At 67.7% G+C, this 23,088-nt stretch carries 20 protein-coding genes and 1 riboswitch; of the genes, 12 read left to right on the top strand and 8 right to left on the bottom strand.

Annotated features, from left to right (window positions below; translation table 11 throughout):
• The first annotated feature begins 8 nt into the window (after nt 1–8).
• From urtC to PVZ77_RS09865, 7 genes are all read left to right on the top strand, one after another.
• The gene (urtC, locus tag PVZ77_RS09895; RefSeq protein WP_273807393.1) at nt 9–1,172 is read left to right on the top strand and encodes an urea ABC transporter permease subunit UrtC; all 1,164 of its coding nucleotides are present in this window, start codon (nt 9–11) and stop codon (nt 1,170–1,172) included.
• Complete coding sequence (gene urtD / locus PVZ77_RS09890; RefSeq protein ID WP_273807392.1) at nt 1,169–1,933, top strand: urea ABC transporter ATP-binding protein UrtD; 765 nt, start codon at nt 1,169–1,171, stop codon at nt 1,931–1,933. The genes urtC and urtD overlap by 4 nt, the downstream gene beginning before the upstream one ends.
• Nucleotides 1,934–1,983: 50 nt before the next feature.
• Nucleotides 1,984–2,673: an urea ABC transporter ATP-binding subunit UrtE gene (gene urtE / locus PVZ77_RS09885; protein WP_273807391.1), complete on the top strand. Its 690-nt coding sequence runs from the start codon at nt 1,984–1,986 to the stop codon at nt 2,671–2,673.
• Between the two features lie 187 nt (nt 2,674–2,860).
• Nucleotides 2,861–4,090: a formamidase gene (gene fmdA, locus PVZ77_RS09880; protein WP_273807390.1), complete on the top strand. Its 1,230-nt coding sequence runs from the start codon at nt 2,861–2,863 to the stop codon at nt 4,088–4,090.
• A gap of 48 nt (nt 4,091–4,138) precedes the next feature.
• Nucleotides 4,139–4,486 carry an FmdB family zinc ribbon protein gene (locus PVZ77_RS09875; protein WP_273807389.1) on the top strand — a complete coding sequence of 116 codons (348 nt, stop codon included), beginning with the start codon at nt 4,139–4,141 and terminating at the stop codon, nt 4,484–4,486.
• 31 nt (nt 4,487–4,517) lie between these two features.
• Nucleotides 4,518–5,561, top strand: coding sequence for an aliphatic amidase (locus tag PVZ77_RS09870; RefSeq protein WP_273807388.1), 1,044 nt, complete (start codon nt 4,518–4,520; stop codon nt 5,559–5,561).
• Nucleotides 5,562–5,585: 24 nt separating this feature from the next.
• A complete protein-coding gene (locus tag PVZ77_RS09865; protein ID WP_273807387.1) occupies nt 5,586–6,620 on the top strand; it encodes an AAA family ATPase in 1,035 nt (344 codons plus the stop codon).
• A gap of 53 nt (nt 6,621–6,673) precedes the next feature.
• Here PVZ77_RS09865 and atzF read toward each other — a convergent pair whose 3' ends face one another.
• The 8 genes from atzF to PVZ77_RS09825 all read right to left on the bottom strand — a co-directional run bounded on the left by atzF (nt 6,674) and on the right by PVZ77_RS09825 (nt 17,539).
• On the bottom strand, nt 6,674–8,476 hold the full coding sequence (atzF, locus tag PVZ77_RS09860) for an allophanate hydrolase (protein ID WP_273807386.1): 1,803 nt from the start codon (nt 8,474–8,476) through the stop codon (nt 6,674–6,676).
• 11 nt (nt 8,477–8,487) lie between these two features.
• The gene (gene uca / locus PVZ77_RS09855; RefSeq protein ID WP_273807385.1) at nt 8,488–12,087 is read right to left on the bottom strand and encodes an urea carboxylase; all 3,600 of its coding nucleotides are present in this window, start codon (nt 12,085–12,087) and stop codon (nt 8,488–8,490) included.
• Nucleotides 12,088–12,278: 191 nt separating this feature from the next.
• Entirely contained in the window at nt 12,279–12,914 is a 636-nt protein-coding gene (locus tag PVZ77_RS09850; RefSeq protein WP_273807384.1) for an urea amidolyase associated protein UAAP2, read from the bottom strand.
• A gap of 9 nt (nt 12,915–12,923) precedes the next feature.
• Complete coding sequence (locus PVZ77_RS09845) at nt 12,924–13,634, bottom strand: urea amidolyase associated protein UAAP1 (RefSeq protein WP_273807383.1); 711 nt, start codon at nt 13,632–13,634, stop codon at nt 12,924–12,926.
• A gap of 11 nt (nt 13,635–13,645) precedes the next feature.
• The gene (locus PVZ77_RS09840) at nt 13,646–14,404 is read right to left on the bottom strand and encodes an ABC transporter ATP-binding protein (protein WP_273807382.1); all 759 of its coding nucleotides are present in this window, start codon (nt 14,402–14,404) and stop codon (nt 13,646–13,648) included.
• On the bottom strand, nt 14,404–15,216 hold the full coding sequence (locus tag PVZ77_RS09835; RefSeq protein ID WP_027599335.1) for an ABC transporter permease: 813 nt from the start codon (nt 15,214–15,216) through the stop codon (nt 14,404–14,406). The genes PVZ77_RS09840 and PVZ77_RS09835 overlap by 1 nt, the downstream gene beginning before the upstream one ends.
• A 23-nt stretch (nt 15,217–15,239) precedes the next feature.
• A complete protein-coding gene (locus PVZ77_RS09830) occupies nt 15,240–16,304 on the bottom strand; it encodes a putative urea ABC transporter substrate-binding protein (RefSeq protein WP_273807381.1) in 1,065 nt (354 codons plus the stop codon).
• 51 nt (nt 16,305–16,355) lie between these two features.
• Nucleotides 16,356–16,455: riboswitch (guanidine-I (ykkC/yxkD leader) on the bottom strand.
• A 178-nt stretch (nt 16,456–16,633) separates the two neighbouring features.
• A complete protein-coding gene (locus PVZ77_RS09825; RefSeq protein ID WP_273807380.1) occupies nt 16,634–17,539 on the bottom strand; it encodes a LysR family transcriptional regulator in 906 nt (301 codons plus the stop codon).
• Nucleotides 17,540–17,710: 171 nt separating this feature from the next.
• On the opposite strand from PVZ77_RS09825, the gene PVZ77_RS09820 reads away from it, so the two are divergent.
• From PVZ77_RS09820 to PVZ77_RS09800, 5 genes are read left to right on the top strand one after another with little or no spacing between them, the layout of a single operon-like run.
• Nucleotides 17,711–19,231, top strand: a complete 1,521-nt coding sequence (locus PVZ77_RS09820) for an ABC transporter substrate-binding protein (RefSeq protein ID WP_273807379.1) — start codon at nt 17,711–17,713, stop codon at nt 19,229–19,231.
• Between the two features lie 48 nt (nt 19,232–19,279).
• The gene (locus PVZ77_RS09815) at nt 19,280–20,197 is read left to right on the top strand and encodes an ABC transporter permease (RefSeq protein ID WP_133861710.1); all 918 of its coding nucleotides are present in this window, start codon (nt 19,280–19,282) and stop codon (nt 20,195–20,197) included.
• A gap of 8 nt (nt 20,198–20,205) precedes the next feature.
• Nucleotides 20,206–21,108, top strand: a complete 903-nt coding sequence (locus PVZ77_RS09810; protein WP_273807378.1) for an ABC transporter permease — start codon at nt 20,206–20,208, stop codon at nt 21,106–21,108.
• A 14-nt stretch (nt 21,109–21,122) separates the two neighbouring features.
• Complete coding sequence (locus PVZ77_RS09805) at nt 21,123–22,118, top strand: ABC transporter ATP-binding protein (protein ID WP_273807377.1); 996 nt, start codon at nt 21,123–21,125, stop codon at nt 22,116–22,118.
• Nucleotides 22,115–23,077, top strand: coding sequence for an ABC transporter ATP-binding protein (locus tag PVZ77_RS09800; protein ID WP_273807376.1), 963 nt, complete (start codon nt 22,115–22,117; stop codon nt 23,075–23,077). The genes PVZ77_RS09805 and PVZ77_RS09800 overlap by 4 nt, the downstream gene beginning before the upstream one ends.
• Nucleotides 23,078–23,088 lie beyond the last annotated feature (11 nt).

Raw genomic sequence — 23,088 nt, 5'->3', positions numbered from 1 at the left:
AGTCCACGATGAACAAGGCAATCGACAACCTGCTCGGTGGCCGACAGGGTGCCTTCGGCCTGCTGGTACTGGCCGCGCTGATCCTGCTGGTGTTTCCGCTGACCCTGGATATCTTCCGCCTGACCATGGTCGGCAAATACCTGACCTATGCCTTCGTCGCGGTCGGCCTGGTGCTCTGCTGGGGCTATGGCGGCATCCTCAGCCTAGGGCAGGGCATCTTCTTCGGCCTGGGCGGCTATTGCATGGCGATGTTCCTCAAACTGGAGGCCTCGGACCCGGAAAGCACGCGGATCCAGTCCACGCCCGGCATCCCCGACTTCATGGACTGGAACCAGCTGACCGAGCTGCCCTGGCTCTGGCAGCCGTTCCACAGCTTCGGCTTCACCCTGGTGGCGGTGATCGCGGTCCCGGTGTTGCTGGCCTTCATCATCGGCCTGGCGATGTTCAAGCGGCGGGTAGGGGACGTGTACTTTTCCATCGTCACCCAGGCCATCGCCGCCATCCTGACCATTCTCATCATCGGTCAGCAGGGTCTCACCGGTGGGGTCAACGGCATCACCGACCTGAAGACGCTGCTGGGCTGGGACATCCGTTCGGACAGCGCCAAGGTGGTGCTCTACTTCGTCAACGCGGCGCTGCTGTTCGCCTGCATCCTGCTCGCCCGCTTCGTGCTGGCCTCCAAGCTAGGCCGACTGCTGGTGGCCATGCGCGACAAGGAGGAGCGGGTGCGCTTCTCAGGCTACGACGTGGCCAGCTTCAAGATCTTCGTGTTCTGCCTGGCCGCGGCCTTTTCCGCAGTGGGTGGCGCGATGTTCGCCCTGCAGGTAGGTTTCATGTCGCCGTCCTTCGTCGGCATCGTACCCTCCATCGAAATGGTCATCTTCGCCGCGGTCGGCGGGCGGTTGTCGCTGCTCGGCGCGGTGTACGGCGCGCTGCTGGTGAACTTCGGCAAGACCTACTTCTCCGAATCCTTCCCCGAGCTCTGGCTGTACCTGATGGGCGGGCTGTTCATCGTGGTCGTCCTCTATTTCCCCAACGGTCTGGCCGGTCTGTGGAAGAGCCATGGCCAGCGCCTGGTGGCACGCCTGAGACGCCAGCCGGCAGGCGCGCCCGTACCCTCGTCAGCGCCGCACACCGCGACCGAAGCCACCCAGCTGGAGACCACGCCATGAATACCAGTCCCGTCGGTTTCCAGCTGGCCAAGCCGGTACTGGCCATCGAAGGCCTGACCGTCTCCTTCGACGGCTTCAAGGCGGTGAACGACCTCAATCTCTATGTCGACCGCAACGAGGTGCACGTGGTGATCGGCCCCAACGGCGCCGGCAAGACCACGGTACTCGACCTGATCTGCGGCAAGACCCGCGCCACCGCCGGCAGCATCGAATTCAACGGCCGCGAGCTGACCCGGATGAGGGAATTCGACATCGTCCGGGCGGGCGTCGGCCGCAAATTCCAGAACCCCTCGATCTACGAGAATCTCACGGTGTTCGAGAACCTGGAAATGTCCTATCCCGAAGGCCGCAAGGTGTTCGGCGCGCTGTTCTTCAAGCGCAGTGCGGCGGTGGTCGCGCGGGTGCAGGCAGTGGCCGCGGAGATCTTTCTCGCCGACCTGCTGCACCAGCAGGCCGATCTGCTCTCCCACGGCCAGAAACAATGGCTGGAGATCGGCATGCTGCTGATGCAGGACCCTGAACTCTTAATGCTCGACGAGCCGGTGGCGGGCATGAGCGTCTCCGAACGGGCCCAGACCGCCGAGTTGCTCAACCGCATCAGCCAGGGGCGCTCGGTGCTGGTCATCGAGCACGACATGGAGTTCGTCAAGAGCATCGCCCACAAGGTCACGGTGCTGCACCAGGGCAAGGTGCTGGCCGAAGGCAGCATGGAGGCGGTGCAGGGCAATCCCAAGGTCATCGAGGTGTACCTGGGGCACTGAGTTTTCACCTCCAGTCCTTTTCCTGCAGTCGATCACGGGAGATCCCGGCCATGTTCACGATCCAGAACCTCGTCTCCGGCTACGGTCAGAGCCGCATCCTCCACGACCTCAGCCTGGACGTGGCGCACAAGGAAATCGTCGCCGTCATGGGCCGCAACGGCATGGGCAAGAGCACCCTGTTCCGCAGCCTGATGGGCATCCTGCCGGCCTGGAGCGGCCACGTGACGGTGGACGGCCAGGACGTCTCGCGGCTGGAGACCCACCAGCGCGTCGAGCGCGGCATCGCCTATGTGCCGCAAGGGCGGATGATCTTTTCCCACATGACGGTTCTGGAAAACATCCAGACCGGCCTGCCGGCCTCGGCCCGGGGCCGGGTACCGGATGACCTCTATGCGCTCTTCCCCGTGCTGCACGAGATGCGCCAGCGCAAGGGTGGCAACCTCTCCGGTGGCCAGCAGCAACAACTGGCCATCGCCCGCGCCCTGGCCACCAATCCCAAGGTGCTGCTGCTGGATGAGCCGACCGAGGGCATCCAGCCCTCGATCATCAAGGACATCGCCCGCACCCTGAAGGAGATCCGCAGCATGCGTGACCTGACCATCATGGTCTCCGAGCAGGTGCTGTCCTTCACCCTCGACATCGCCGACCGTTTCCTGGTGATCGAGAAGGGCCGCTTCGTGGTCGAGGAAACCCGCGACAAGGTCGACGAGGCGACCATCAGCCGCTATCTGTCGGTCTGACCCCGGCGCTCTGCGCGGCCGCCCTGCAGCAGCACGGCGGCCGCTTCGCGCATGCCCGCGAAACGTCAGCAGCCCCCTGTCCCCCCTGGGCTTGCCCCTACGTCATCCAACGTATTTGCAGCCCCGACCCCAGCCCCGAGACTGAACTGGAACCCTCCCGCTACCGCCAACAGCCAGGAGCTGCGCGATGACCGACACCCTGATCAAGGTCGACCTCAACCAGGCCGCCACCGACAACGAAAACGTCCACAACCGCTGGCATCCGGACATCCCCATGGCCTGCTGGGTCAAGCCGGGGGACGACTTCATCCTGGAAACCTACGACTGGACCGGCGGCGCGATCAAGAACGACGACGATGCCAGTGACGTGCGCGATGTTGACCTCTCCACCGTGCACTACCTGTCCGGACCGGTGGGCGTGAAGGGCGCCGAGCCGGGCGACCTGCTGGTGGTCGATCTGCTCGACATCGGCGCCAAGGCCGAGTCTCAGTGGGGCTTCAACGGCTTCTTCTCCAAGCAGAACGGCGGCGGCTTTCTCACCGATTACTTTCCCTCGGCGCAGAAATCCATCTGGGACTTCGAGGGCATGTTCACCAGGAGTCGGCACATCCCGGGGGTGCGTTTCGCCGGGCTCATCCATCCCGGCCTGATCGGCTGCCTGCCGGACCCCAAGTTGCTGGCCAACTGGAATGCCCGCGAGCAGGAACTGATCGACAGCAACCCGACCCGGGTACCGCCCCTGGCCAATCCGCCGTTCGCCGCGACCGCCCACATGGGCAAGCTCACCGGCGCGGCCCGCGACGCCGCAGCCGCTACCGGCGCGCGCACCGTGCCGCCCCGCGAGCATGGCGGCAACTGTGATATCAAGGACCTGTCGCGCGGCTCGAAGATCTTCTTCCCCGTGTACGTGGAAGGGGCCGGCCTCTCGGTGGGCGACCTGCACTTCAGCCAGGGCGACGGCGAGATCACCTTCTGCGGCGCCATCGAGATGGCCGGCTGGGTGCACATGAAGGTCGAGCTGATCAAGGGCGGCATGGCCAACTACGGCATCAAGAATCCCATCTTCAAGCCCAGCCCCATCGTGCCCACCTACAACAACTTCCTGATCTTCGAAGGCATCTCGGTGGATGACGCCGGCAAGCAGCACTACCTGGACGTCAACCTGGCGTACCAGCAGGCCTGCCTGAATGCCATCGAGTACCTGAAGAAATTCGGCTACAGCGGCGCCCAGGGCTATTCGCTGCTGGGCTCGGCGCCGGTGCAGGGCCATATCAGCGGGGTGGTCGACATTCCCAACGCCTGCGCCACCCTCTGGCTGCCGACGGACATCTTCGAATTCGACATCAATCCCACTGCCGCCGGACCGACCCGCTACCTGGACGGCAGCATCGACATGCCCATCGCCTACGACAAGTGAGCCGCCCGGGCGCGGCCCTCCGCCGTGCCCGCCCGCCAGGAGCCCGCCATGCCGATCTACGAATACGACTGCCCGCAGTGCGGGGACTTCACCCTGCTACGGCCCATGGCCCAGCGCGACGACCCCTGCAGTTGCCCCGCCTGCGCGACGCCGAGCCCGCGGGTGATCCTCAGCGCGCCGGGCCTGGCGACCCTGGGCGGTGGCCAGCGCCGCGCCCATGAGGCCAACGAGCGCTCACGCCACGCGCCCCAATCCCTCGAGGAGTACAAGGCCAAGCGCAGCCATGGCGCCGGTTGCAGCTGCTGCGCGCCGAGCAAGCCGGTGGCGCGTAGCAAGGCCAATCCCCATGGGCTGAAGACCAGTCCGTCCAATCGGCCCTGGATGATCAGTCACTGATCTCCGCGTCATCCCTTCGAGGAGCAAACCAATGCGCCATGGCGATATTTCCAGCAGCCCCGACACCGTCGGCGTGGCTGTCGTCAACTACCGGATGCCCCGCCTACACAGCAAGGCTGAGGTGCTGGCCAACGCCCGGCAGATCGCCGCGATGATCAAGGGCATGAAGCTCGGCCTGCCGGGCATGGACCTGGTAGTGTTCCCCGAGTACAGCACCATGGGGATCATGTACGACCGCGACGAGATGATGGCCACCGCCGCGACCATTCCCGGCGAGGAAACGGCGATCTTCGCCGCTGCCTGCCGCGAGGCCAGGACCTGGGGCATCTTTTCCCTCACCGGCGAACGCCACGAAGAGCATCCGCACAAGGCCCCCTACAACACCCTGGTGCTGATCGACGACCAGGGCGAGATCGTGCAGAAGTATCGCAAGTGCATTCCCTGGTGCCCCATCGAAGGCTGGTATCCCGGTGACCGCACCTATGTCAGCGAAGGTCCCAAGGGCCTGAAGATCAGCCTGATCATCTGCGATGACGGCAACTACCCGGAAATCTGGCGCGACTGTGCGATGAAGGGCGCCGAGCTGATCGTGCGCTGCCAGGGCTACATGTACCCGGCCAAGGAGCAGCAGGTGCTGATGGCCAAGACCATGGCCTGGGCCAACAACTGCTACGTGGCGGTGGCCAACGCCACCGGCTTCGACGGGGTGTACAGCTACTTCGGCCATTCGGCGCTGATCGGCTTCGATGGCCGCACCCTGGGCGAATGCGGGGAGGAGGAGATGGGCATCCAGTACGCCCAGCTTTCGGTGTCGCAGATCCGCGATGCGCGCGCGAACGACCAGTCGCAGAACCACCTGTTCAAGTTGCTGCATCGCGGCTACACCGGGATCTACAACTCCGGCGATGGCGACAAGGGCGTGGCCGACTGTCCCTTCGACTTCTATCGCACCTGGGTCCTGGATGCGCAGAAGGCCCAGGCCGACGTCGAGCGGATGACTCGCTCCACCATCGGGGTGGCGGACTGCCCGGTGGGCGAGCTGCCGCATCCCGGTCAGGAACGTCAGCTGGGTTAGCGCTGGCGGCGCGAGGAGCGAGCCATGCCTTTCGTCAATGACCTGATCGAGCATAACCGTGGCCAGCTCGCCCGCGAGGGACAGGGGCCTTTGCCCTCGCGCTTCCTGTTCGAGCCGGCAGCGGTCATGGCCCTGCTGCGAGCGCGCATCCTGGGCCAGGCCAGAGTGCTCGATGAGGTGGAAGCCCTGCTCAAGGTGGTCAAGGCCGACATCGGCGATCCGGAAAGGCCCCTGGGTGTCAGTCTGTTCCTTGGCCCCACCGGCGTCGGCAAGACCGAGATCGTGCGCCTGCTGGCCCAGGCCATCCACGGCCGCGCGGACGCCCTCTGCCGCATCGACATGAACACCCTGGCCCAGGAGCACTATGCTGCGGCCCTGGCTGGCGCGCCGCCCGGCTACGTGGGCAGCAAGGAAGGCACCACGCTGTTCGATGCCGAGGCTATCGCCGGCAGCTACGGCCGCCCTGGCATCGTGCTGTTCGACGAGCTGGAAAAGGCCGATCGCCAGGTCATCCGTACCCTGCTGAACGTGCTCGACAGCGGCCAACTGGTGCTCAGCGCCGGCAGCAAGCGCCTGGACTTTCGCAACAGCCTCATCTTCATGACCAGCAACCTGGGCGCCCGCGCCGTCCAGCAGCAGCATGCCCGCTTCGCGCGCGGCTGGCGTCGTTGGCTCAGGCGGTCGGCGGATCCCGGCGCGATCCTGGAAGAGGCGCTGCATGGGCACTTCGATCCGGAATTTCTCAATCGTATCGAGCGGATCCTGGCCTTCGAGCACATCGACCAGGATTGGCTACCCGGGCTGCTCGCCATCGAGCTGGACAAGCTCAATCAGCGTCTGGGCCGCCGGGGAAAAAGCCTGGAGTTGCACGACAGCGCCAGGGCCTTCCTGACGCGTGGTCACGATGTCCGCTTCGGCGCGCGCGATCTGGTCCGGCGGCTGCGCCGGCTATTGGAGCCGGCAGTGGCAGACTGTCTGCTGGCGCAGCCGCTGGCCGTCCGGTTGCTGGCGATCCAGGAGGGGGAGCGTCTGGTGGTGCGTGAGGTAGACGCCGGCTGAGGGCTTCCCACCGGGCTCGGGACCCGATCCGGGTTCCCGAGCCTGGGGCTGCGCTAGTGGGCGCTGCGACTTGCCAACCACGCCCGCCACCCACCATGGTCGGTAATGTCCTCGGCGCCGGCCAGGCCGTAGGGCTCGCAGATGAAGCCGGTTTCCCAACTGCCATCGGCCAATTCCACCTTGCCCAGGCCGAGCGGGGCGGGGATGCCGGTGAGAAAGCCGCCCACTTCGCTGCTGGGCAGCTCCCAGACCTCCACTTCGATGGCGGTGCCGTCTTCGGCGACTCGGACCATGCCGGGCCGGAGCGGCGGGCCGCCGGCCAGGGCGTGGAGGCGATAGTGCGGCGCACTCCGGGTCAGGGCCAGGCGTCGGGCACCACGGGCGAGCAATTGGCCGTTGAGGGGCAGCCCCTGCAGGTGGGCGCCGCAGACCACCAGGCGGGCACGGTCATGCCGGGCGGGGCGCGCCGGCAGGCTGGCGTGCGGCAGGGCGCCGCCGACCAGCGCCAGGCCTTGGGCTTCCTGCAGGGCCGCGGCCAGGCTCAACAGGTACTGGTCGGTGAAGACCCGGCCGAACAGCGTCACGCCCCAGGGCAAGCCGTTGGCCATGACGCCGGCCGGCACGGCCACGGCGGCGTAGTCCAGCAGGTTCATGAAGTTGGTGTAGTGACCCAGGTCGGCGTTGCGGGCGACCGGTTCGGCGGCCAGTTCCGCCAGGGTCACCGGGCGCGGATAGGTGGGAGTGAGCACGCAATCCAGTTCGGCCAGCAGGGCGTCGCACTGGGCTTTCAGCGCCTGCAGCCGGTAGCCGGCGCGAAAGGCGTCCACCGCCGTGGTGCCGGGGGCCTTTTCCAGCACGGCGCGGATCACCGGCAGTACCGCGTCCGGCTCGGCCTCAATCAGGGCGCCGGCCACGCTGTAGCGCTCGGCGACCCAGGGGCCTTCGTAGAGCAGGAGTGCAGCGTCCAGGAAGGGCGTGAGGTCCAGCGGCACGGCTTCGCCACCCAGGGCTTCCAGGCGGGCCTTGGCCGCCGCGAACAGCGCCGGGCTTTCCGGGCAGCCGAGGAATTCCAGCTGGGTCGGGACGCCGAAGCGGAAGGGCCGCGGGCGGCCGAAGGCGCTGGCGTCGTTCCACTGTGGATTGGCGCGGCTGTAGGGATCGCGCGGATCGAGGCGGGAGGTGAGGGCCAGCAGCGTGCTGGCTTCGGCGGCGGTGGCGGTAAAGAAGGTGACGCAGTCCAGGGTCTGGCAGGCGGGCACCACGCCGGCGGTGGACAGCAGTCCCTTGCTGCCCTTGAGACCCACCAGGTTGTTCAGCCCCGCGGGCACGCGACCGGAACCGGCGGTATCGGTGCCCAGGGCGAAGCTGGCGACACCCAGGGCCACGGCCAGGGCCGAACCGGCGCTGGAGCCGCCGGAAGGATAGTCCGGGTGGACACTGTTGCGGCAGGCGCCATAGGGCGAACGGGTGCCGTTGAGGCCGGTGGCGAACTGGTCGAGATTGCACTTGCCCAGCGGCACGGCGCCCAGGGCGACCAGCTGTTCCACCAGGGTCGCCGAGCGCTCGGGCACATAGGCATAGGCCGGGCAGGCCGCCGTGGTGGGGATGCCGGCGAGGTCGATGTTGTCCTTGATGGCGAAGGGGATGCCATACAGCGGCAGCTCGCCGGGATCGCGGTCGTCCAGGGCGGCGAGATAGGGCTCCAGCTCGGCCGGGGTCAGCAGGTGGATAAACAGCCGGTACTCGGGGTTGAGGGCGGCGGCCTGTTCCCGCAGTTCGGCGATGAGCGCACGCGGGGTCCGGGTCCCGGCGGCATAGGCGGCGCTCAGGGTGTCGAGGCGCAGATCGAATGTCATGGTGGCTTCCTTCACGTCTTGTCGATGACCAGCAGGCGCTGGCCAGCGCGGATCGGCGAGCCGGGCTGGACCTGCAGGTCGTGGATCCGGCCGCTGCAGGGCGCGAGCAACGGGATTTCCATCTTCATGGACTCCAGGATTAGCAGCGGCTGCCCGGCTTCCACCTGGTCGCCCGGCTGCACCTGGGCCTGCCAGAGATTGCCGGCCACCGGGCTTTCCAGCGCCAGCTGGTGACTGGCGAGGGGAGCATCCTCGGTGGCTTCGACGGCGGCTTCCTGGCTGTCGAAATGCGCCTGGCCGGAGTCGATCCAGCGTTGCCGTTCGGCGGCGAAGGCGCTCTGCTGCCGCCCACGGAAGGTGGCGATGTCCTCGGCTTCGCGGGCCAGGAAGGCCTGGTAGTCGGCCAGGGACAGTTCGCTCTCTTCGATGCGCAGCGGCACGCAACCCAGGGGGAAGTCGGCGCGGATGCGCAGCAGCTCGTCCGCCGACACCTCATGGAAGCGGATCTGATCGAAGAAGCGCAGCAAATAGGGCTGGCCGTGGAAGGCTTCCACGTCACGGTAGCGATTCCACATCTGCAGGGTGCGACCGACGAACTGGTAGCCGCCGGGGCCTTCCATGCCATAGACGCACAGATAGGCGCCACCGATGCCCACCGAGTTTTCCGCGGTCCAGGTGCGCGCCGGGTTGTACTTGGTGGTCACCAGCCGGTGGCGCGGATCGAGGGGGGTGGCCACCGGGGCACCCAGATAGACATCGCCGAGGCCCATCACCAGGTAGCTCGCGTCGAAGACAATGCGCTTGACCGCCGCTAGGGACTCCAGGTCATTCACCCGGCGGATGAACTCCAGGTTGCTCGGGCACCAGGGCGCATCCTTGCGCACCGTGGTGGTGTATTTCTCGATGGCCAGGCGGCAGGCCGGATCGTCCCAGGACAGCGGCAGATGGACAATGCGCGAGGGCACCCGCAGATCCTGGGCATCGCCCAGCGCCTGCCAGCAGCGACTGACCGCCGCCAGCAGCTCTGCCAGGGGCAGTGTCTCGGGCTGGTAGTGCACCTGCAGCGAGCGGATGCCGGGGGTGAGCTCGCACAGCCCGGGCAGCGCCAGGGCGGCCAGCGCCTGCATCAGCCCATGGCCGCGAAAGCGCAGGGCTAGGTCCAGCTCCGGTGGGCCGATCTCCAGCAGCAGATGGGTATCCCCGGAGAGCCGCGCCACCAGGCGCTCGGCGCCCTGGCCCAGGTCCAGTACCACGGGATCGCCGCGCCTGGGCGTGATGGCGATCGCCGCCTGCGGCTGCAGACTGCTTTCCTCGGCCAGCCGTGCCTGCTGCAGGCGGCGCGCGGTCGCCAGGTCCACCGGCAGAAAGCGCAGCCGGTCACCGGCCTTGAGCTGGCCGAGTTGCCAGAGGTCGGCTTCGATCACCGTGACCGGGCAGACGAAGCCGCCCAGGCTGGGGCCGTCGGGGCCGAGGATGACCGGCATGTCGCCGGTGAAGTCCACGGCGCCGACCGCATAGGGATTGTCATGGATGTTGGAGGGGTGCAGACCGGCTTCGCCGCCGTCTTCGCGGGTCCATTCCGGCTTGGGGCCGATCAGGCGCACGCCGGTGCGACTGGAATTGAAGTGCACCTCCCAGTCGGTGGCGAGAAAGAGGTCCAGATAGGCCGGGCTGAAATAGTCCGGCGCGCCGTGCGGCCCATAGATGACACGAAAGGTGCGGGTCTCGGGCAGTCGGGTGGTCAGGGCGGCGGGTAGCCGGGCCTCTGCGCGTGCGTCGGTCAGCGGGTGCAGGTGCAGCACGTCGCCGGCGCGCAGGGCGCGGCCGCCGTGACCGCCGAACTGGCCGAGGGTGAAGGTGCTGCGACTGCCCAGGTAGTCGGGCAGGTCCAGGCCGCCTCTCAAGCAGAGATAGCTGCGGGCGCCGGCGCCGGTGATGGCGCCCAACTGCAGGATGGCACCCGCGGGTACGCGAAAGACGCTGTCCATGGCCTGGGGCTGGTCATCCAGCAGGATCGGCAGCGCCGCGCCGGTGACCGCCACCACGGCCTCGGTGTTGAATCTCAGGGTGGGGCCGGCCAGGGTGATTTCCAGGGCGGCCGCGCGGCCGTCGTTGCCGAGCAGGCGATTGCCCAGGCGCAGGGCGCGGTCGTCCATGGGGCCGGAAGGGGGAATGCCCACCGACCAGTACCCGAGGCGCCCGGGGACGTCCTGCACCGTGGTCTGGGTGCCGGCGCCGAGCACCTCCAGGGTGGTGGCCTGGTAGGTCAGCCCCTCCAGGCAACGCGTCCAGGGCTGGCCCGAGGCGAAGGGCGCGGCGGCGAGGATCTGCCGCAGGTAGTCGCCATTGGTTTCCACGCCATAGAGCCGGGTCGCCGCCAGGGCCTGGTCGAGGCGTTGCCGGGCGGCGTCGCGGTCGGGGGCCCAGGCGATGACCTTGGCTACCAGCGGATCGAAATAGGGCGGGATTTCGCAGCCGGCTTCGATCCAGGTGTCCAGGCGCAGCGTCCGGCCATCCGCCGGTGGGAAGTCGACCTGGGTCAGCAGGCCCGGGCTGGGCTGGAAGTCGCGACCCGGGTCTTCGGCATAGAGTCGCGCCTGGATGGCATGGCCCTGGGGCTGCAGCCCCGCGGCGAGCACGGCCAGCGGCGGCAGTTCGCCGGCGGCCAGTTCGATCATCCAGCGCACCAGATCCACGCCCCAGACCTGCTCGGTGACGCCGTGCTCGACTTGCAGTCGGGTGTTCACTTCGAGGAAGTAGAAGCGATCGGCGGCGCTGTCGTAGACGAACTCCACGGTACCGGCGCTGCGATAGCGTACCGCGCGCGCCAGCTCCAGCGCGGCGGCGCAGAGTGCCTCGGCCATGCCGGCCGGCAGGTTGGGCGCCGGGGTTTCCTCCAGCACCTTCTGGTTGCGGCGCTGCACGGAGCAATCACGCACGCCCAGCGCCAGGACCTCGCCCTGGCCATCGCCGAACACCTGCACCTCCAGGTGCCGCGCCCGCTCGATGTATTTCTCCAGGAAGACGCCGGCGTCGCTGAAGTTGTTCTGGCCCAGCCGGCGCACGGCGTCGAAGGCCTCGGCGAGTTCAGTGTCCGTGCGGCACACGCGCATGCCGATGCCACCCCCGCCGGCGGTGCTCTTGAGCATCACCGGATAACCGATCTCACGCGCGGCCGCCAGGGCCGCCTCCAGGGTCTCCAGCAGCTCGGTGCCCTCCAGCAGCGGCACACCCTGGGCGCGCGCTAGGGCCCGCGCCGTGTGCTTGAGTCCAAAGGTGCGCAGTTGCTCGGGGGTAGGACCGACGAAGGCGATGCCGGCGGCTTCGCAGGCTTCGGCGAAGGCGGCGTTCTCGGAAAGGAAGCCATAACCGGGGTGGATGGCCTGGGCGCCGCTCTGGCGCGCGACCTCGAGCAGCTTGGCGGTGTCCAGGTAGGTGGCCCCGGCGGCGCCTTCGCCCAGGCTGAAGGCCTGGTCGGCTTCGCTGACATGGCGGCTGGCGCGATCGGCTTCGCTGTAGACGGCGACCGCGGCGACGCCCAGGTCGCGCAGGGTGCGCTGGATGCGGCAGCTGATGGCGCCACGGTTGGCGATGAGCAGGGTGGTGAACATTCGAGGCGTCCTCGAAGGCGGCGGGCCGTCCCGCCAGATAAAAGCTCCCGGGGTCGTCCCCAAGAGGCCGCGCGAGGGCGGTAGGTCAGTCAGCGGCTAGCGCTTGCCGCGGTAGCCATAGCGTCCGGCGCGGATTTCGCAGAGGCGATAGAGACGCGGTCGCAGCCACTGCCAGAGCTGGCGTGCGCGGGTCAGTCCCATAGCAGCACCTCCGCCGGCGTGGGGTTCCAGCCGTTGCAGGGGTTGTTGAGTTGCGGGCAATTGGAGATCAGCAGGATGACGTCGGTCTCGGCGCGCAACTCCACGTACTTGCCGGCACCGGAGATGCCATCGGCGAAAGTCAGGCCGCCGTCCGCGGTCACCGGCACGTTCATGAAGAAGTTGATGTTGGCGCCGATGTCGCGCTTGCCCAGGCGCCCGTCATGGCCACCGGCGCAGAGGAAGTTGTCGCGGCAGCTGTGCATCTGCCGGCGATCCAGGGCGTAGCGCACCGTGTTGCTCTCCTGGGAGCAGGCGCCGCCCAGGGTGTCGTGGCGACCGCAGGTGTCGGCGACGATGGTCAACAGGGGATTGCCCAGGTTGGAATAGAGCACGCTGCCGGTCGACAGATAGACCCGCCCCTGGCGTCTCAGGGTGCGCTGGGGATCGTAGCGTTCCTGGGGGTTGGCGGCGGCGTAGAAGAGGGTGTCCACCGCCTGGTTGCCTTCCAGGTCATGGATGCGCAGGGTCTGGCCGGCCTTGACCTCCTTGAGGTAGGGCGCTCCGGCCGGCAGGAGGGCGCGGTAGCTGGCCTCTTCCGGGCGTTTGGTGCTGGCGATCAGGGTCATGGCGGGGCCTCAGAGGAAGTAGCGGGCGGTGTTCTGGAAGGCGCGCTCGTTTTCCGGGCGCGAGGTGCGGCACAGCTCGGCCACCTCGGGCGCGGCGCGCAACTGGGCGAGATCGACCGGGCGGGGCGCATAGACCGGATCCGGGTCCAGCGGATGCTGCAGGGCGGTCAGCACCACCAGGGTGTTCATGGGTGCATGGAGCTCGACCAGATCGCCGGCGCGGGAGTTGCCGGGCACGAAGGCAAAGGCGCCCTCGGCATCCACGTCCACCCGACTGAACAGGTTGAGGGTCATCAGCAGGTCTTCCAGCCCCAGCCCCCACTTGGCCAGTTCCACCAGCAGATTGTCGGTGCCATTGCGGTGGAAGCCGTTGCGCAGTTCCTGATAGCGACCCGCGCCGTATTTCTCCGCCACCTCGGCGGCATTGGCCACGCCGCCAAAGCTGTCGTGCCAGCCGCAGGTGTCGCGCACCACGGCCGCCAGCACCCGACCCATGTCGGAATAGAGGCAATGTCCGGCGGTGAGACGCGCGGTGTGCTGGCCCTTGAGGGTATCGGGCAGGTTCAGCCGCTCGCTGCGGTCATCGGCATTGAACAGGAGCAGGCTGACATTGGCGCCGCCTTCCACGTCGGTCAGGCGCAGGGTCTGGCCGCGGCGCAGGATGAAGGAGGCGGTACCGCCGCCGGGGACACGTTCCTGGTAGAGCAGTTCGTCAGTCATGGGCAACCTCGTCAGGTAAGGGCCGGCCGCGCCCCGGCCGCATGCACGGGCCGGGTCTTGGCGGTCAGGGGCAGGTCGTAGGTGATGCGGGCGCCATAGGCACCGGGGGCTTGCGGGTCCTGGCGGACCTTGTCGAACACCAGCACCCGGGTGGCCAGGCTGAAGCCCTCGTGCAGGTCATGGGTGACCATGAACACCGTGAGCGGGCGCTCGTGCCAGAGCTCCAGCAGCAGGGCATGCATGTCCTTGCGGATGCCGGGATCGAGGGCGCCGAAAGGCTCGTCCAGGAGCAGGATGCGCGGCCGCACGATCAGTGCCTGGGCGATGGCGAGGCGCTGCTGCATGCCGCCGGACAGCTGCCCCGGGTACTTGTCCAGCGCCTGGCCCAGGCCGACGCGCTCGAGCAGGGCGGCGGCCTGTTCCCGGGCCTGGCGCTTGGCGGTGCCCAGCAGCCGGCCGAGCAGCGGGGACCTGGGCAATTCCAGGCCCAAGGCGACGTTGTCGAGCACGCTCAGGTGGGGAAAGACCGAATAGCGCTGAAAGACCACGCCCCGCTCGGGATCCGGTTCCGCCGAGAGCGGCTGACCATCGATGCGGATCTCGCCGCGGCTGGGGCGCTCCTGGCCGAGCAGCAGCCGCAGGAAGGTGGACTTGCCGCAGCCGGAGGCACCGACCAGGGCGCAGAATTCGCCTTCGCGCACCTGCAGATTGAGGCCTTCGAGCACCACCTGCTCGCCGTAGCGTTGCCAGAGATTGCGGACCTCGATCATCAGCGACCCTCCCCGTACCAGGGAAAGGCGCGCCGCGTCAGCAGGCGCAGACCGGCGTCCAGCAGCCAGGCCAGCAGGGTGATCCAGGCGACATAGGGCAGGATCACGTCCATGGCCAGATAGCGCCGCACCAGGAAGATGCGATAGCCCAGGCCATCGGTGGCGGCGATGGCCTCGGCGGCGATGAGAAACAGCCAGGCGGCACCCAGCTGCAGCCGCAGGGCGATGAGCAGGCGCGGCAGCAGTTGCGGCAGCACCAGGCGCAGGATCACCGTCCAGCTGTTGGCGCCCAGGGTCTGGGCCTTGATCAGCAGCTCGCGGGGCAACTCCCGAGCGCGCTGGTCCAGCTCGCGGATCAGTACCGGGGTGACGCCCACCACGATCAGCATCACCTTGGCCAGTTCGCCCAGGCCGAAGACGATGAAGAGGATCGGCAGGATCGCCAAGGGCGGGATCATCGAGAGCACCGTGACCAGTGGCGACAGCGGCGCCCCGACCAGGGGCAGGCTGCCCGCGGCGATGCCCACCACCAGGGCGATCAGCGCGGCGATCCCCAGGCCCAGCCCCAGGCGTTGCAGGCTGGCCAGGGTGTCCTGCCAGAACGGATAGCCGCCGGTGCGCACGTCGGCGGTAAAGGCCAGGCGCTGCACCGCATCGGCCATCTGCGCCACACTGGGCAGCAGCTTGTCGTTGGGGTTTTCCGCCAGCCGGGTGGCCGAGCCCACCAGATAGAGCAGGGCGAGCAGGGCGAAGGGCAGCAGGACCAGCAGGAGCCGGCCGCCCCGGTCGGGATGCCGATTGATGAAGCGCATGGGCGTCGTCCTCGCGGCGGGGCTCAGAGCTTGCCGTCGGCGGCCAGCTGTACGAAGGTCGGATCGAAGCGCAGCTTGAGATTGCCGGCGTCCCCGCTGGTCTTGCCGCCCGGATAGGCGATGCCGATGGCCTCGGCGCTGGGCGCGCCCTGGCCCAGCAGGCCGTGTTCGAAGGAGAAGTGGGCGATTCGCTGCATGGTGGTCGGCAGCGCGGGGTCCTTGACGAAGGCCAGGGCCTCGGCAGGCGTGGCGAACAGCCGGGTCTTGTCCAGTTGCGCCTGGAAGCCGGCGAGATCGGTACCCGAGGCCTTGGCCATGGCCTCCAGGGCCGCCTTGCCCTTGGCATCGCCGGACTGCATCAGCGCCAGCATCTCGAACCAGGCACCGGTCAGTGCCTTGCCCAGCGCCGGGTTGTCATTGAGCGTGGCGGTGTTCACCACCAGCATGTCGAGAATCTCGCCGGGAATCTTGCTGGAGTCGAACACCTCGGTGGTGTCGGGCTGGGCCTTGATCTCGGCCAGCAGCGGATTCCAGGTCACCACGTTGCGCACGTCGGCGGTCTGGAAGGCGGCCACCATGTCGGCGTCGGAGGTGTTGACGGTGGTCAGGTCCCGCTCAGTCAGCCCCACGCTCTGCAGCGCTCGCGCCAGCAAATAGTGGGAGACGGAGAACTGCACCAGGTTGACCTGCTGACCCTTGAGGTCGGCCAGAGCCTTGCCCTTGCCCTTCATCACCACGCCGTCGTTGCCGTTGGAGTAGTCGCTGACGATCAGCGCCGTGCTGTCCACGCCGCCGGCGGCCGGAATGGTCAGGGCGTCCATGTTGGTCATGGCGCAGCCGTCGAACTGGCCGGTGGTGTATTGATTGATGGATTCGACGTAGTCGTTGAGCTGCACGACCTCGACGTGGATGCCGTATTTCCTGGCCCACTTGTCGATGATGCCCTGGGCCTGGGCTTCGCCCCAGGGCATCCAGCCGGCATAGATCGTCCAGCACACCTTGAAGTCGTCGCGCGGCGCCGCCTGAGCGGTGGCACCAAGCAGCAGGGAACAACCGAGAACGAGCGAGGCGAGCAGGGGATGGCGCATGGGACCTCCAATAGGATGGACGACGGGACAGGAGCACGCGACTGGCGCTGTGTCTCCCGGGCTTTTGTCCCGCCGTGTAACCCCATCAGAGGTCGACGACTCTCGGACCAGACACCCGCACGAGCGAGTCGGAACCCTAGTCATCCATTGCAGATTGTGGTGCATCAAACCGGCTGGCCGGTGCTCCTGCACACCATGGCCTTTGCCAGATGCGTGCCAGTTGCCACCAGGCCCCGTGCCATGCTGATTTATCGCCAGGACGTTGAGGCTGCATTCGGTGCGCCGCCCCGTTGCAGTGCGTTTGGAGCGGCACGGTGCACTGCTTTGACTCAGCGCCCCAGCGCCGCGATCAGCGCGTGGCGAAAGGCATTCACCGCCGGCGGCAATTCGCGACCCGCCATGCTCTGCAATTCGATCCGCCGCGCGGCCAGGCCCTCGTCCAGCAGGGGCAGGGCCACCAGTTGGCCTTCGCGCAGTCGGCTACGCAGGCTCAGTTCGCTTGAGAGCGCCACGCCACCGCCCAAGGCGGCGAAGCGATAGAGCGCCTGCATGTTGTTGCTCACCAGCACCGGTTCGAAGGAGAGTCCCTGGACGCCACAGCAGATATCGAACAGCTGACGCACCGTGGTATCGGGCATCGGCAGCGCCAGCGGAAAGGGCTGCAGATCGGCCAGAGCCAGCCCGGTACGGCCGGCAAGGGGATGCTCGGGCGCCACCACCGCCTCGATGGCGCCACTCAGGGTGGCGTCGACGCTGATGTCCGGCTCAGGCCTGAGGCTGAAGGTGAGGCCCAGGTCGGCGTCACCCTCCTGGACCCGGCGGGTGACCGCCGCCGGCGCGCAGACCTCCAGGGAAAAGTGGATGCCGGCATAGCCCTGGCGAAAGGCCACGATGACCTCGGGCAGGAAGTCCAGTGAAAAGCCTTCGGTGGTGGCCAGGCGTACCTGGCCGCGGCGCAGGTCGGCCAGGCCGCGCAACTCGGCCGCGACCTGCTCGCTGGCCAGCTGCGCCTTGCGCGCATGCACCGCCAGACGCTCGCCGGCGGCGCTGGGCACCACGCCTCGGGCGCGGCGTTCGAGCAGCGGCGTCTCCAGTTCGCGCTCCAGCTTGGCGATCTGGCGACTCACCGCACTGGCCGCGACATTGAGCCGCTGGGAGGCTTCGCTGATGGAGCCGCAACGCACCACCTCGAGGAAATAGCGCAGGGCGGTGGACTGAATGCCGTAGGGCTGCATAAGGCCTCCTTTGCCGAAAAGGCATGGCTCGCATCTAAATATTCTGCTTGTGGCATGGGACGGCAAGACCTAGAGTCGGGTCAAGAGATCAATAACAGCCTTCAGCAAGACTTCCTTCCCCGCGTTTCGCGGACCTGCCTTTGACCAACCACCGCCCCGGAGACAGACGGCATGGGACTCAAAGGTTTCGCTTGTGGCATCGCGTTTTCCCTCTTCCTGGCCCAGGGCCAGGCCTTCGCCGGCAAGGCCAACGACACCCTGGTCTACGCCTCCGACACCGAACCCGAAAACGTCAGCCCCTATCACAACGATGCCCGTGAAGGCGTCATCCTTGCCCATCTGGCCTGGGATACCCTGATCTACCGCGATCCCCAGACCGGTGAATACCGGCCGATGCTGGCCACCGGCTGGCAGCAGGTCGATCCGCTGACCCTCGACTTCGATCTGCGCCAGGGCGTGACCTTCCACAACGGCGATCCCTTCACCGCCGATGACGTGGTCTTCACCTTCAACTACGTGGCCTCGCCCGAGGGCAAGGTGGTCACCCAGCAGAACGTCAACTGGATCAAGAGCGCCGAGAAGCTGGGCGACTACAAGGTCCGCCTGCACCTCAAGCAGCCGTTTCCAGCCGCGCTGGAATACCTGGCCAATCCCTTGCCCATCTATCCCGGCAAGTACTTCCAGAAGGTGGGCCTGGCGGGCTTCGCGCAGAAGCCGGTGGGTACCGGGCCCTATCGCATCGTCGCGGTCACCAGCGGCCAGGGGGTCACGCTGGAGCGCAATCCGGACTACTTCAAGGACAGCCCCCAGGGGCAGCCGCGCATCGGCCATATCCAGTTCCGCGTCATCCCCGACGCCGAGACCCGGCTCGCCGAACTCATGACCGGCGGCATCGACTGGGCCTGGCGCGTGGCGCCGGACCAGGCCGAGCAACTCAAGGCCGCGCCCAACCTCACCGTGGAAAGCGGCGCCAGCATGAGGATCGGCTTCCTCAGCATGGACGCCCAGGGCGCCTCAAGCCCGGATTCGCCCTTTGCCAAGGCCGAGGTGCGCCAGGCGGTCAACTACGCCATCAATCGCCAGGCCATCGCCAGCCAGCTCATGGGGGGCGGTAGCCAGCCGCTGCAGGTGGCCTGCTATCCGGAGCAATTCGGTTGCGACGCCAAGGCTGTGCCGGGTTACGCCTACGATCCGGCCAAGGCGAAGGCACTGCTCAAGGCCGCCGGCTATCCCAACGGCTTCAGCACCGAGATCTTCGCCTACCGCGATCGCGACGTGGTGGAAGCGCTGATCGGGGACCTGCGCGCGGTGGGTATCGACGCCAAGCTGCGCTATCTGAAATACGCCGCTCTGCGGGACCAGCAGCGCGCCGGCAAGGTGCCCATGGCCTTCCTCGCCTGGGGTTCCTTCTCCATCGCCGACGCCTCGGCGGCCACCGGCGTGTATTTCAAGGGCAATGCCGACGACGTGGCCAAGGATCCCCAGGTGATCGACTGGCTCAAGGTGGCCGACACCGCCATGGACCCGGCCGTGCGCAAGGACAACTACCGCAAGGCGCTGCAGCGGATCGCCGAGCAGGCCTACTGGGCACCGGTGTTCAACTATTCCATCAACTACGCCTTCACCTCGGACCTGGCCTTCCAGCCCTATCCGGACGAATTGCCGCGCTTCGCCCTGGCCCACTGGAACTGATCCGTCCCGGCGCCCCGCACGGGGGCGTCTCTCGCCGAGGAGCCGAGCATGTCCGCATACCTCCTGCGCCGCCTGGGTATCGCCCTGGCCGTGGCCTTTACCGTTTCCCTCATCAGTTTCTTCCTGCTGCACCTGTCCGGCGACCTGGCCACCGCCATCGCCGGACCCGAGGCGACCGCCGAGCAGATCGAGGTGGTGCGTCATCAACACGGGCTCGATAAACCCCTGGCGACGCAGTACGTCGAGTGGATCGGGCAGTTGCTGCGCCTGGACCTGGGGCAATCGTTCTTCTTCCAGGAATCGGTGCGGGATCTCATCGCCAGCCGCCTGCCCATCACCCTGACCCTGGGCGCCATCGCGCTGCTGGTGGCGCTGCTCATCGCCATCCCGCTTGGGGTGCTGGCCGCGGTCCGGCGCGACACCTGGATCGACCGCCTGGCGCTGACCCTGGCGACCTTCGGCCAGGCGATGCCCAGCTTCTGGTTCGCCCTGGTGCTGATCGTCGTCTTCGCCGTCACCCTGAAATGGCTACCGGTGTCGGGCAATACCAGCTGGCAGCACTTCATCCTGCCGGCGATCGCCCTGGGCTACTACGCCACCCCCTCGCTGATGCGCCTGACCCGGGCCGGGATGCTCGATGTACTGGGCGCCGACTACATCCGCACCGCCCGGGCCAAGGGCCTGAGTCCGGCCCGGGTACTGTTCAAGCACGCACTGCGCAATGCGCTGATCCCGGTGGTGGCCCTGGCCGCGGTGGAGTTCGGCTTCATGCTGGGCGGCTCGGTGGTGATCGAGGCGGTGTTCTCGCTACAGGGCATCGGCCAGCTGGCCTGGGATGCCATCGCCCGTAACGACTTCCCGGTGGTGCAGGCCATCGTCCTCTTGATCGCGTTGATCTACATCGTGCTGACGCTGGTGGCCGATCTGCTCAACGCCTTGCTCGACCCGCGCATTCGCGTGCGCTAGGAGGCTCCATGACCGTCGCCAATCCCTTCGTGCTCGACGACTATCTGCCCCCGCGCCCGACCCTGGGCCGCCAGCTGCGTCGCTGGTTCGGCCACCTCGGCTTCGCCCTTGGCGCCGTGCTGCTCGTCGTCATCGTGTTCGCCGCCCTGGCCGCGCCCTGGCTGGCGCCCCACGATCCCTATGCCCAGGACGTGATGCAGCGGATGAAACCACCGGTATGGATGACCAAGGGGACCTGGGCCCATCCGCTGGGCACCGACAAGCTCGGCCGCGACTATCTCTCCCGTCTGCTCTATGGCGCGCGCATCTCGCTGTTCATCGGGCTCGCCGCGGCGCTCATCTCCGGCGCCATCGGCACCCTGCTCGGGATGCTCGCCGGCTACTACGGCGGCAAGGTCGACGCCCTGGTGAGTTACCTGGTGACCACCCGCCTGGCCTTGCCGGTGGTGATGGTGGCCCTGGCCGCCGCCTCCCTGGTGGGTGGCTCGCTGCAGGTGGTGGTGATCCTGCTCGGCTGCCTGCTGTGGGATCGCTTCGCCGTGGTGGTGCGCGCCGCCGTGCAGCAGATCCGCGACGCCGAATACGTCGCCGCTGCCCAGGCGCTGGGCTGTTCACCCTGGCGGGTGATCGTCGGCGAGATCCTGCCCAACGTGCTGGGGGCGCTGATCGTGGTGATCACCCTGGAGATGGCCCACGCCATCCTGCTGGAGGCGACCCTGTCCTTTCTCGGCGTGGGCGTGCAGCCGCCGTTGCCCTCCTGGGGCCTGATGATCGCCGAAGGCAAGCCCTACATGTTCTTTTCGCCCTGGGTGATCGCCATTCCCGGCATCGCCCTGATGCTGCTGGTACTGGCCATCAACCTGGTGGGTGACGGTATCCGGGACCTGGCCGCGCCCAGTGGGCGCAACTAAGCGGAGGACTGACCATGGCACTGCTCGACGTAAGAGACCTGCGGATCGACATCCCCCTGGGTGATGACACCCTGCACGCCGTGCGCGGCCTGGACCTGCAGGTGGAGCGGGGCGAAATGCTCTGCCTGGTGGGCGAGTCCGGCTGCGGCAAGTCGCTCACCTCCCTGGCGCTGATGGATCTGCTGCCGCGTCAGGCCCGGCGCCAGGCGGCGCGCCTGACGCTGGGCGAGCACGACCTGCTGACCCTGGGTGAAAGGGGCATGCGCGACCTGCGCGGCAATCGCCTGGCGATGATCTTCCAGGAACCCATGACCGCCCTCAATCCGGCCTACAGCATCGGCGACCAGCTCGCCGAAGTGCTGCGGCGTCACCGCAGGCTGAATCGCAAGGCCGCCTGGGCAAGCGCGGAGGCCATGCTGGAAAGGGTCGGCATCAGCAACGCCGGCGAGCGCCTGCGCCAGTATCCGCACCAGCTCAGTGGCGGGTTGCGCCAGCGGGTGGTCATCGCCATGGCGCTGCTCTGCGAGCCGGACCTCATCATCGCCGACGAACCCACCACGGCGCTGGACGTCACCATCCAGGCGCAGATCCTGCACCTGTTGCGCGATCTGCAGCGGGAATTCGACACGGCCATCGTGTTCATCACCCACGACCTGGGGCTGGTGGCGCGCATCGCCGACCGGGTAGCGGTCATGTATGCCGGCCAGATCGTCGAGCAGGCACCGGCCGCCGAGCTGTTCGCCGCGCCGCGGCACCCCTATACCCGTGGGCTGCTGGCGAGCATTCCGGTGCCTGGTCGGACACGTCCCGGGCAGCCGCTGGGCGCCATTCCCGGGCTGGTCCCCAGCCTGGTCGGCGAGCAGCACGGCTGCGCCTTTCGCAACAGATGCCCGCAGGCGGTGGCGGCCTGCGCCGACAGCGTGCCGTTGCTGGAGGAGGGCGCGCACCTGGCGCGTTGCCACTTCGCCCTGCCCAGCGAACCCCTGCGCCGGGTCGGAGGTGTGCGATGAGCCGCGAGATCGCCTTGGAATTGTGCGACATCCGCCGCGAATTCACCCTCGGTCGCGGCCTGTTCCGCCCGCCGGCCACCCTCAAGGCGGTGGATGGCATCTCCCTGCGACTCTATCGCGGCGAGACCCTGGGTCTGGTGGGGGAATCGGGCTGCGGCAAGAGCACCCTGGCCAAGCTGCTGCTGGGGCTGCTGGCGCCCACCAGCGGCGACATCCTGGTAGGCGGTGAGCACCTGCGCGGGGTGGATCGCAAGCGCATGGCCCGGCACATCCAGCCGATCTTCCAGGACCCCTATTCGTCGCTCAATCCACGCAAGACGGTGCGCGAGATCGTGGCGCTGCCGCTCAAGGTGCATGGCCTCGGCTCGGCGGCCGAGCAGCAACGGCGGGTTGCCGAGATGCTCGACGTGGTCGGCTTGCCGCGGCGCGCCGCCGACAGCCATCCCGGCCAGCTCAGCGGCGGCCAGCGCCAGCGGGTGGCCATCGCCCGCGCCCTGGTGATGCGCCCGGACGTGCTGATCTGCGACGAGCCCACCTCGGCACTGGACGTCTCGGTGCAGGCGCAGATCCTCAACCTGCTGCTGGAGCTCAAGCGGGAATTCGGGCTGACCTATCTGCTCATCAGCCACAACCTGGCGGTGGTGGAGCACCTGGCCGACCGGGTGGCGGTGATGTACCTCGGCAAGATCGTCGAGGAGCGCGAGCGGGCGGCGCTGTTCGCCCAGTCGGCGCATCCCTATACCCGGGCGCTGCTGGATGCGGTGCTGACCCCTGATCCCAGCCTGGGTCTGCCGGCGCTGGGCCTGGGCGGCAGCTTTCCCAATCCCATCTCGCCGCCCAGCGGCTGCGCCTTCCATCCCCGTTGCCCGCGCTGCTTCGGCCCTTGCGCCGAGCGCTATCCGGAACGCGAAACCATCCCCGGCGGCAGCAAGCGCTGCCACCTGCCCGAACCCGCCTGACCCCGGAGTCC

It is taken from the genome of Pseudomonas sp. SHLD1 (assembly GCF_028640935.1).
GTDB classification, from domain to species: Bacteria; Pseudomonadota; Gammaproteobacteria; order Pseudomonadales; family Pseudomonadaceae; genus Chryseomonas; species Chryseomonas aestiva.
Note: the sequence above shows the minus strand (reverse complement) of the source record. Positions and strands in the feature narration are given on the sequence as shown.

What these genes read in the sequence shown, in the direction of transcription:
- urtC (WP_273807393.1), top strand. Translation starts at nt 9, where the DNA reads ATGAACAAGGCAATCGACAACCTGCTCGGTGGCCGACAGGGTGCCTTC.
- PVZ77_RS09835 (WP_027599335.1), bottom strand. Translation starts at nt 15,216, where the DNA reads ATGCGCTTCATCAATCGGCATCCCGACCGGGGCGGCCGGCTCCTGCTG.
- PVZ77_RS09825 (WP_273807380.1), bottom strand. Translation starts at nt 17,539, where the DNA reads ATGCAGCCCTACGGCATTCAGTCCACCGCCCTGCGCTATTTCCTCGAG.
- PVZ77_RS09845 (WP_273807383.1), bottom strand. Translation starts at nt 13,634, where the DNA reads ATGACTGACGAACTGCTCTACCAGGAACGTGTCCCCGGCGGCGGTACC.
- PVZ77_RS09840 (WP_273807382.1), bottom strand. Translation starts at nt 14,404, where the DNA reads ATGATCGAGGTCCGCAATCTCTGGCAACGCTACGGCGAGCAGGTGGTG.
- uca (WP_273807385.1), bottom strand. Translation starts at nt 12,087, where the DNA reads ATGTTCACCACCCTGCTCATCGCCAACCGTGGCGCCATCAGCTGCCGC.
- PVZ77_RS09865 (WP_273807387.1), top strand. Translation starts at nt 5,586, where the DNA reads ATGCCTTTCGTCAATGACCTGATCGAGCATAACCGTGGCCAGCTCGCC.
- PVZ77_RS09800 (WP_273807376.1), top strand. Translation starts at nt 22,115, where the DNA reads ATGAGCCGCGAGATCGCCTTGGAATTGTGCGACATCCGCCGCGAATTC.
- urtE (WP_273807391.1), top strand. Translation starts at nt 1,984, where the DNA reads ATGTTCACGATCCAGAACCTCGTCTCCGGCTACGGTCAGAGCCGCATC.
- PVZ77_RS09820 (WP_273807379.1), top strand. Translation starts at nt 17,711, where the DNA reads ATGGGACTCAAAGGTTTCGCTTGTGGCATCGCGTTTTCCCTCTTCCTG.
- PVZ77_RS09805 (WP_273807377.1), top strand. Translation starts at nt 21,123, where the DNA reads ATGGCACTGCTCGACGTAAGAGACCTGCGGATCGACATCCCCCTGGGT.
- PVZ77_RS09875 (WP_273807389.1), top strand. Translation starts at nt 4,139, where the DNA reads ATGCCGATCTACGAATACGACTGCCCGCAGTGCGGGGACTTCACCCTG.
- fmdA (WP_273807390.1), top strand. Translation starts at nt 2,861, where the DNA reads ATGACCGACACCCTGATCAAGGTCGACCTCAACCAGGCCGCCACCGAC.
- urtD (WP_273807392.1), top strand. Translation starts at nt 1,169, where the DNA reads ATGAATACCAGTCCCGTCGGTTTCCAGCTGGCCAAGCCGGTACTGGCC.
- PVZ77_RS09830 (WP_273807381.1), bottom strand. Translation starts at nt 16,304, where the DNA reads ATGCGCCATCCCCTGCTCGCCTCGCTCGTTCTCGGTTGTTCCCTGCTG.
- PVZ77_RS09815 (WP_133861710.1), top strand. Translation starts at nt 19,280, where the DNA reads ATGTCCGCATACCTCCTGCGCCGCCTGGGTATCGCCCTGGCCGTGGCC.
- atzF (WP_273807386.1), bottom strand. Translation starts at nt 8,476, where the DNA reads ATGACATTCGATCTGCGCCTCGACACCCTGAGCGCCGCCTATGCCGCC.
- PVZ77_RS09870 (WP_273807388.1), top strand. Translation starts at nt 4,518, where the DNA reads ATGCGCCATGGCGATATTTCCAGCAGCCCCGACACCGTCGGCGTGGCT.
- PVZ77_RS09850 (WP_273807384.1), bottom strand. Translation starts at nt 12,914, where the DNA reads ATGACCCTGATCGCCAGCACCAAACGCCCGGAAGAGGCCAGCTACCGC.
- PVZ77_RS09810 (WP_273807378.1), top strand. Translation starts at nt 20,206, where the DNA reads ATGACCGTCGCCAATCCCTTCGTGCTCGACGACTATCTGCCCCCGCGC.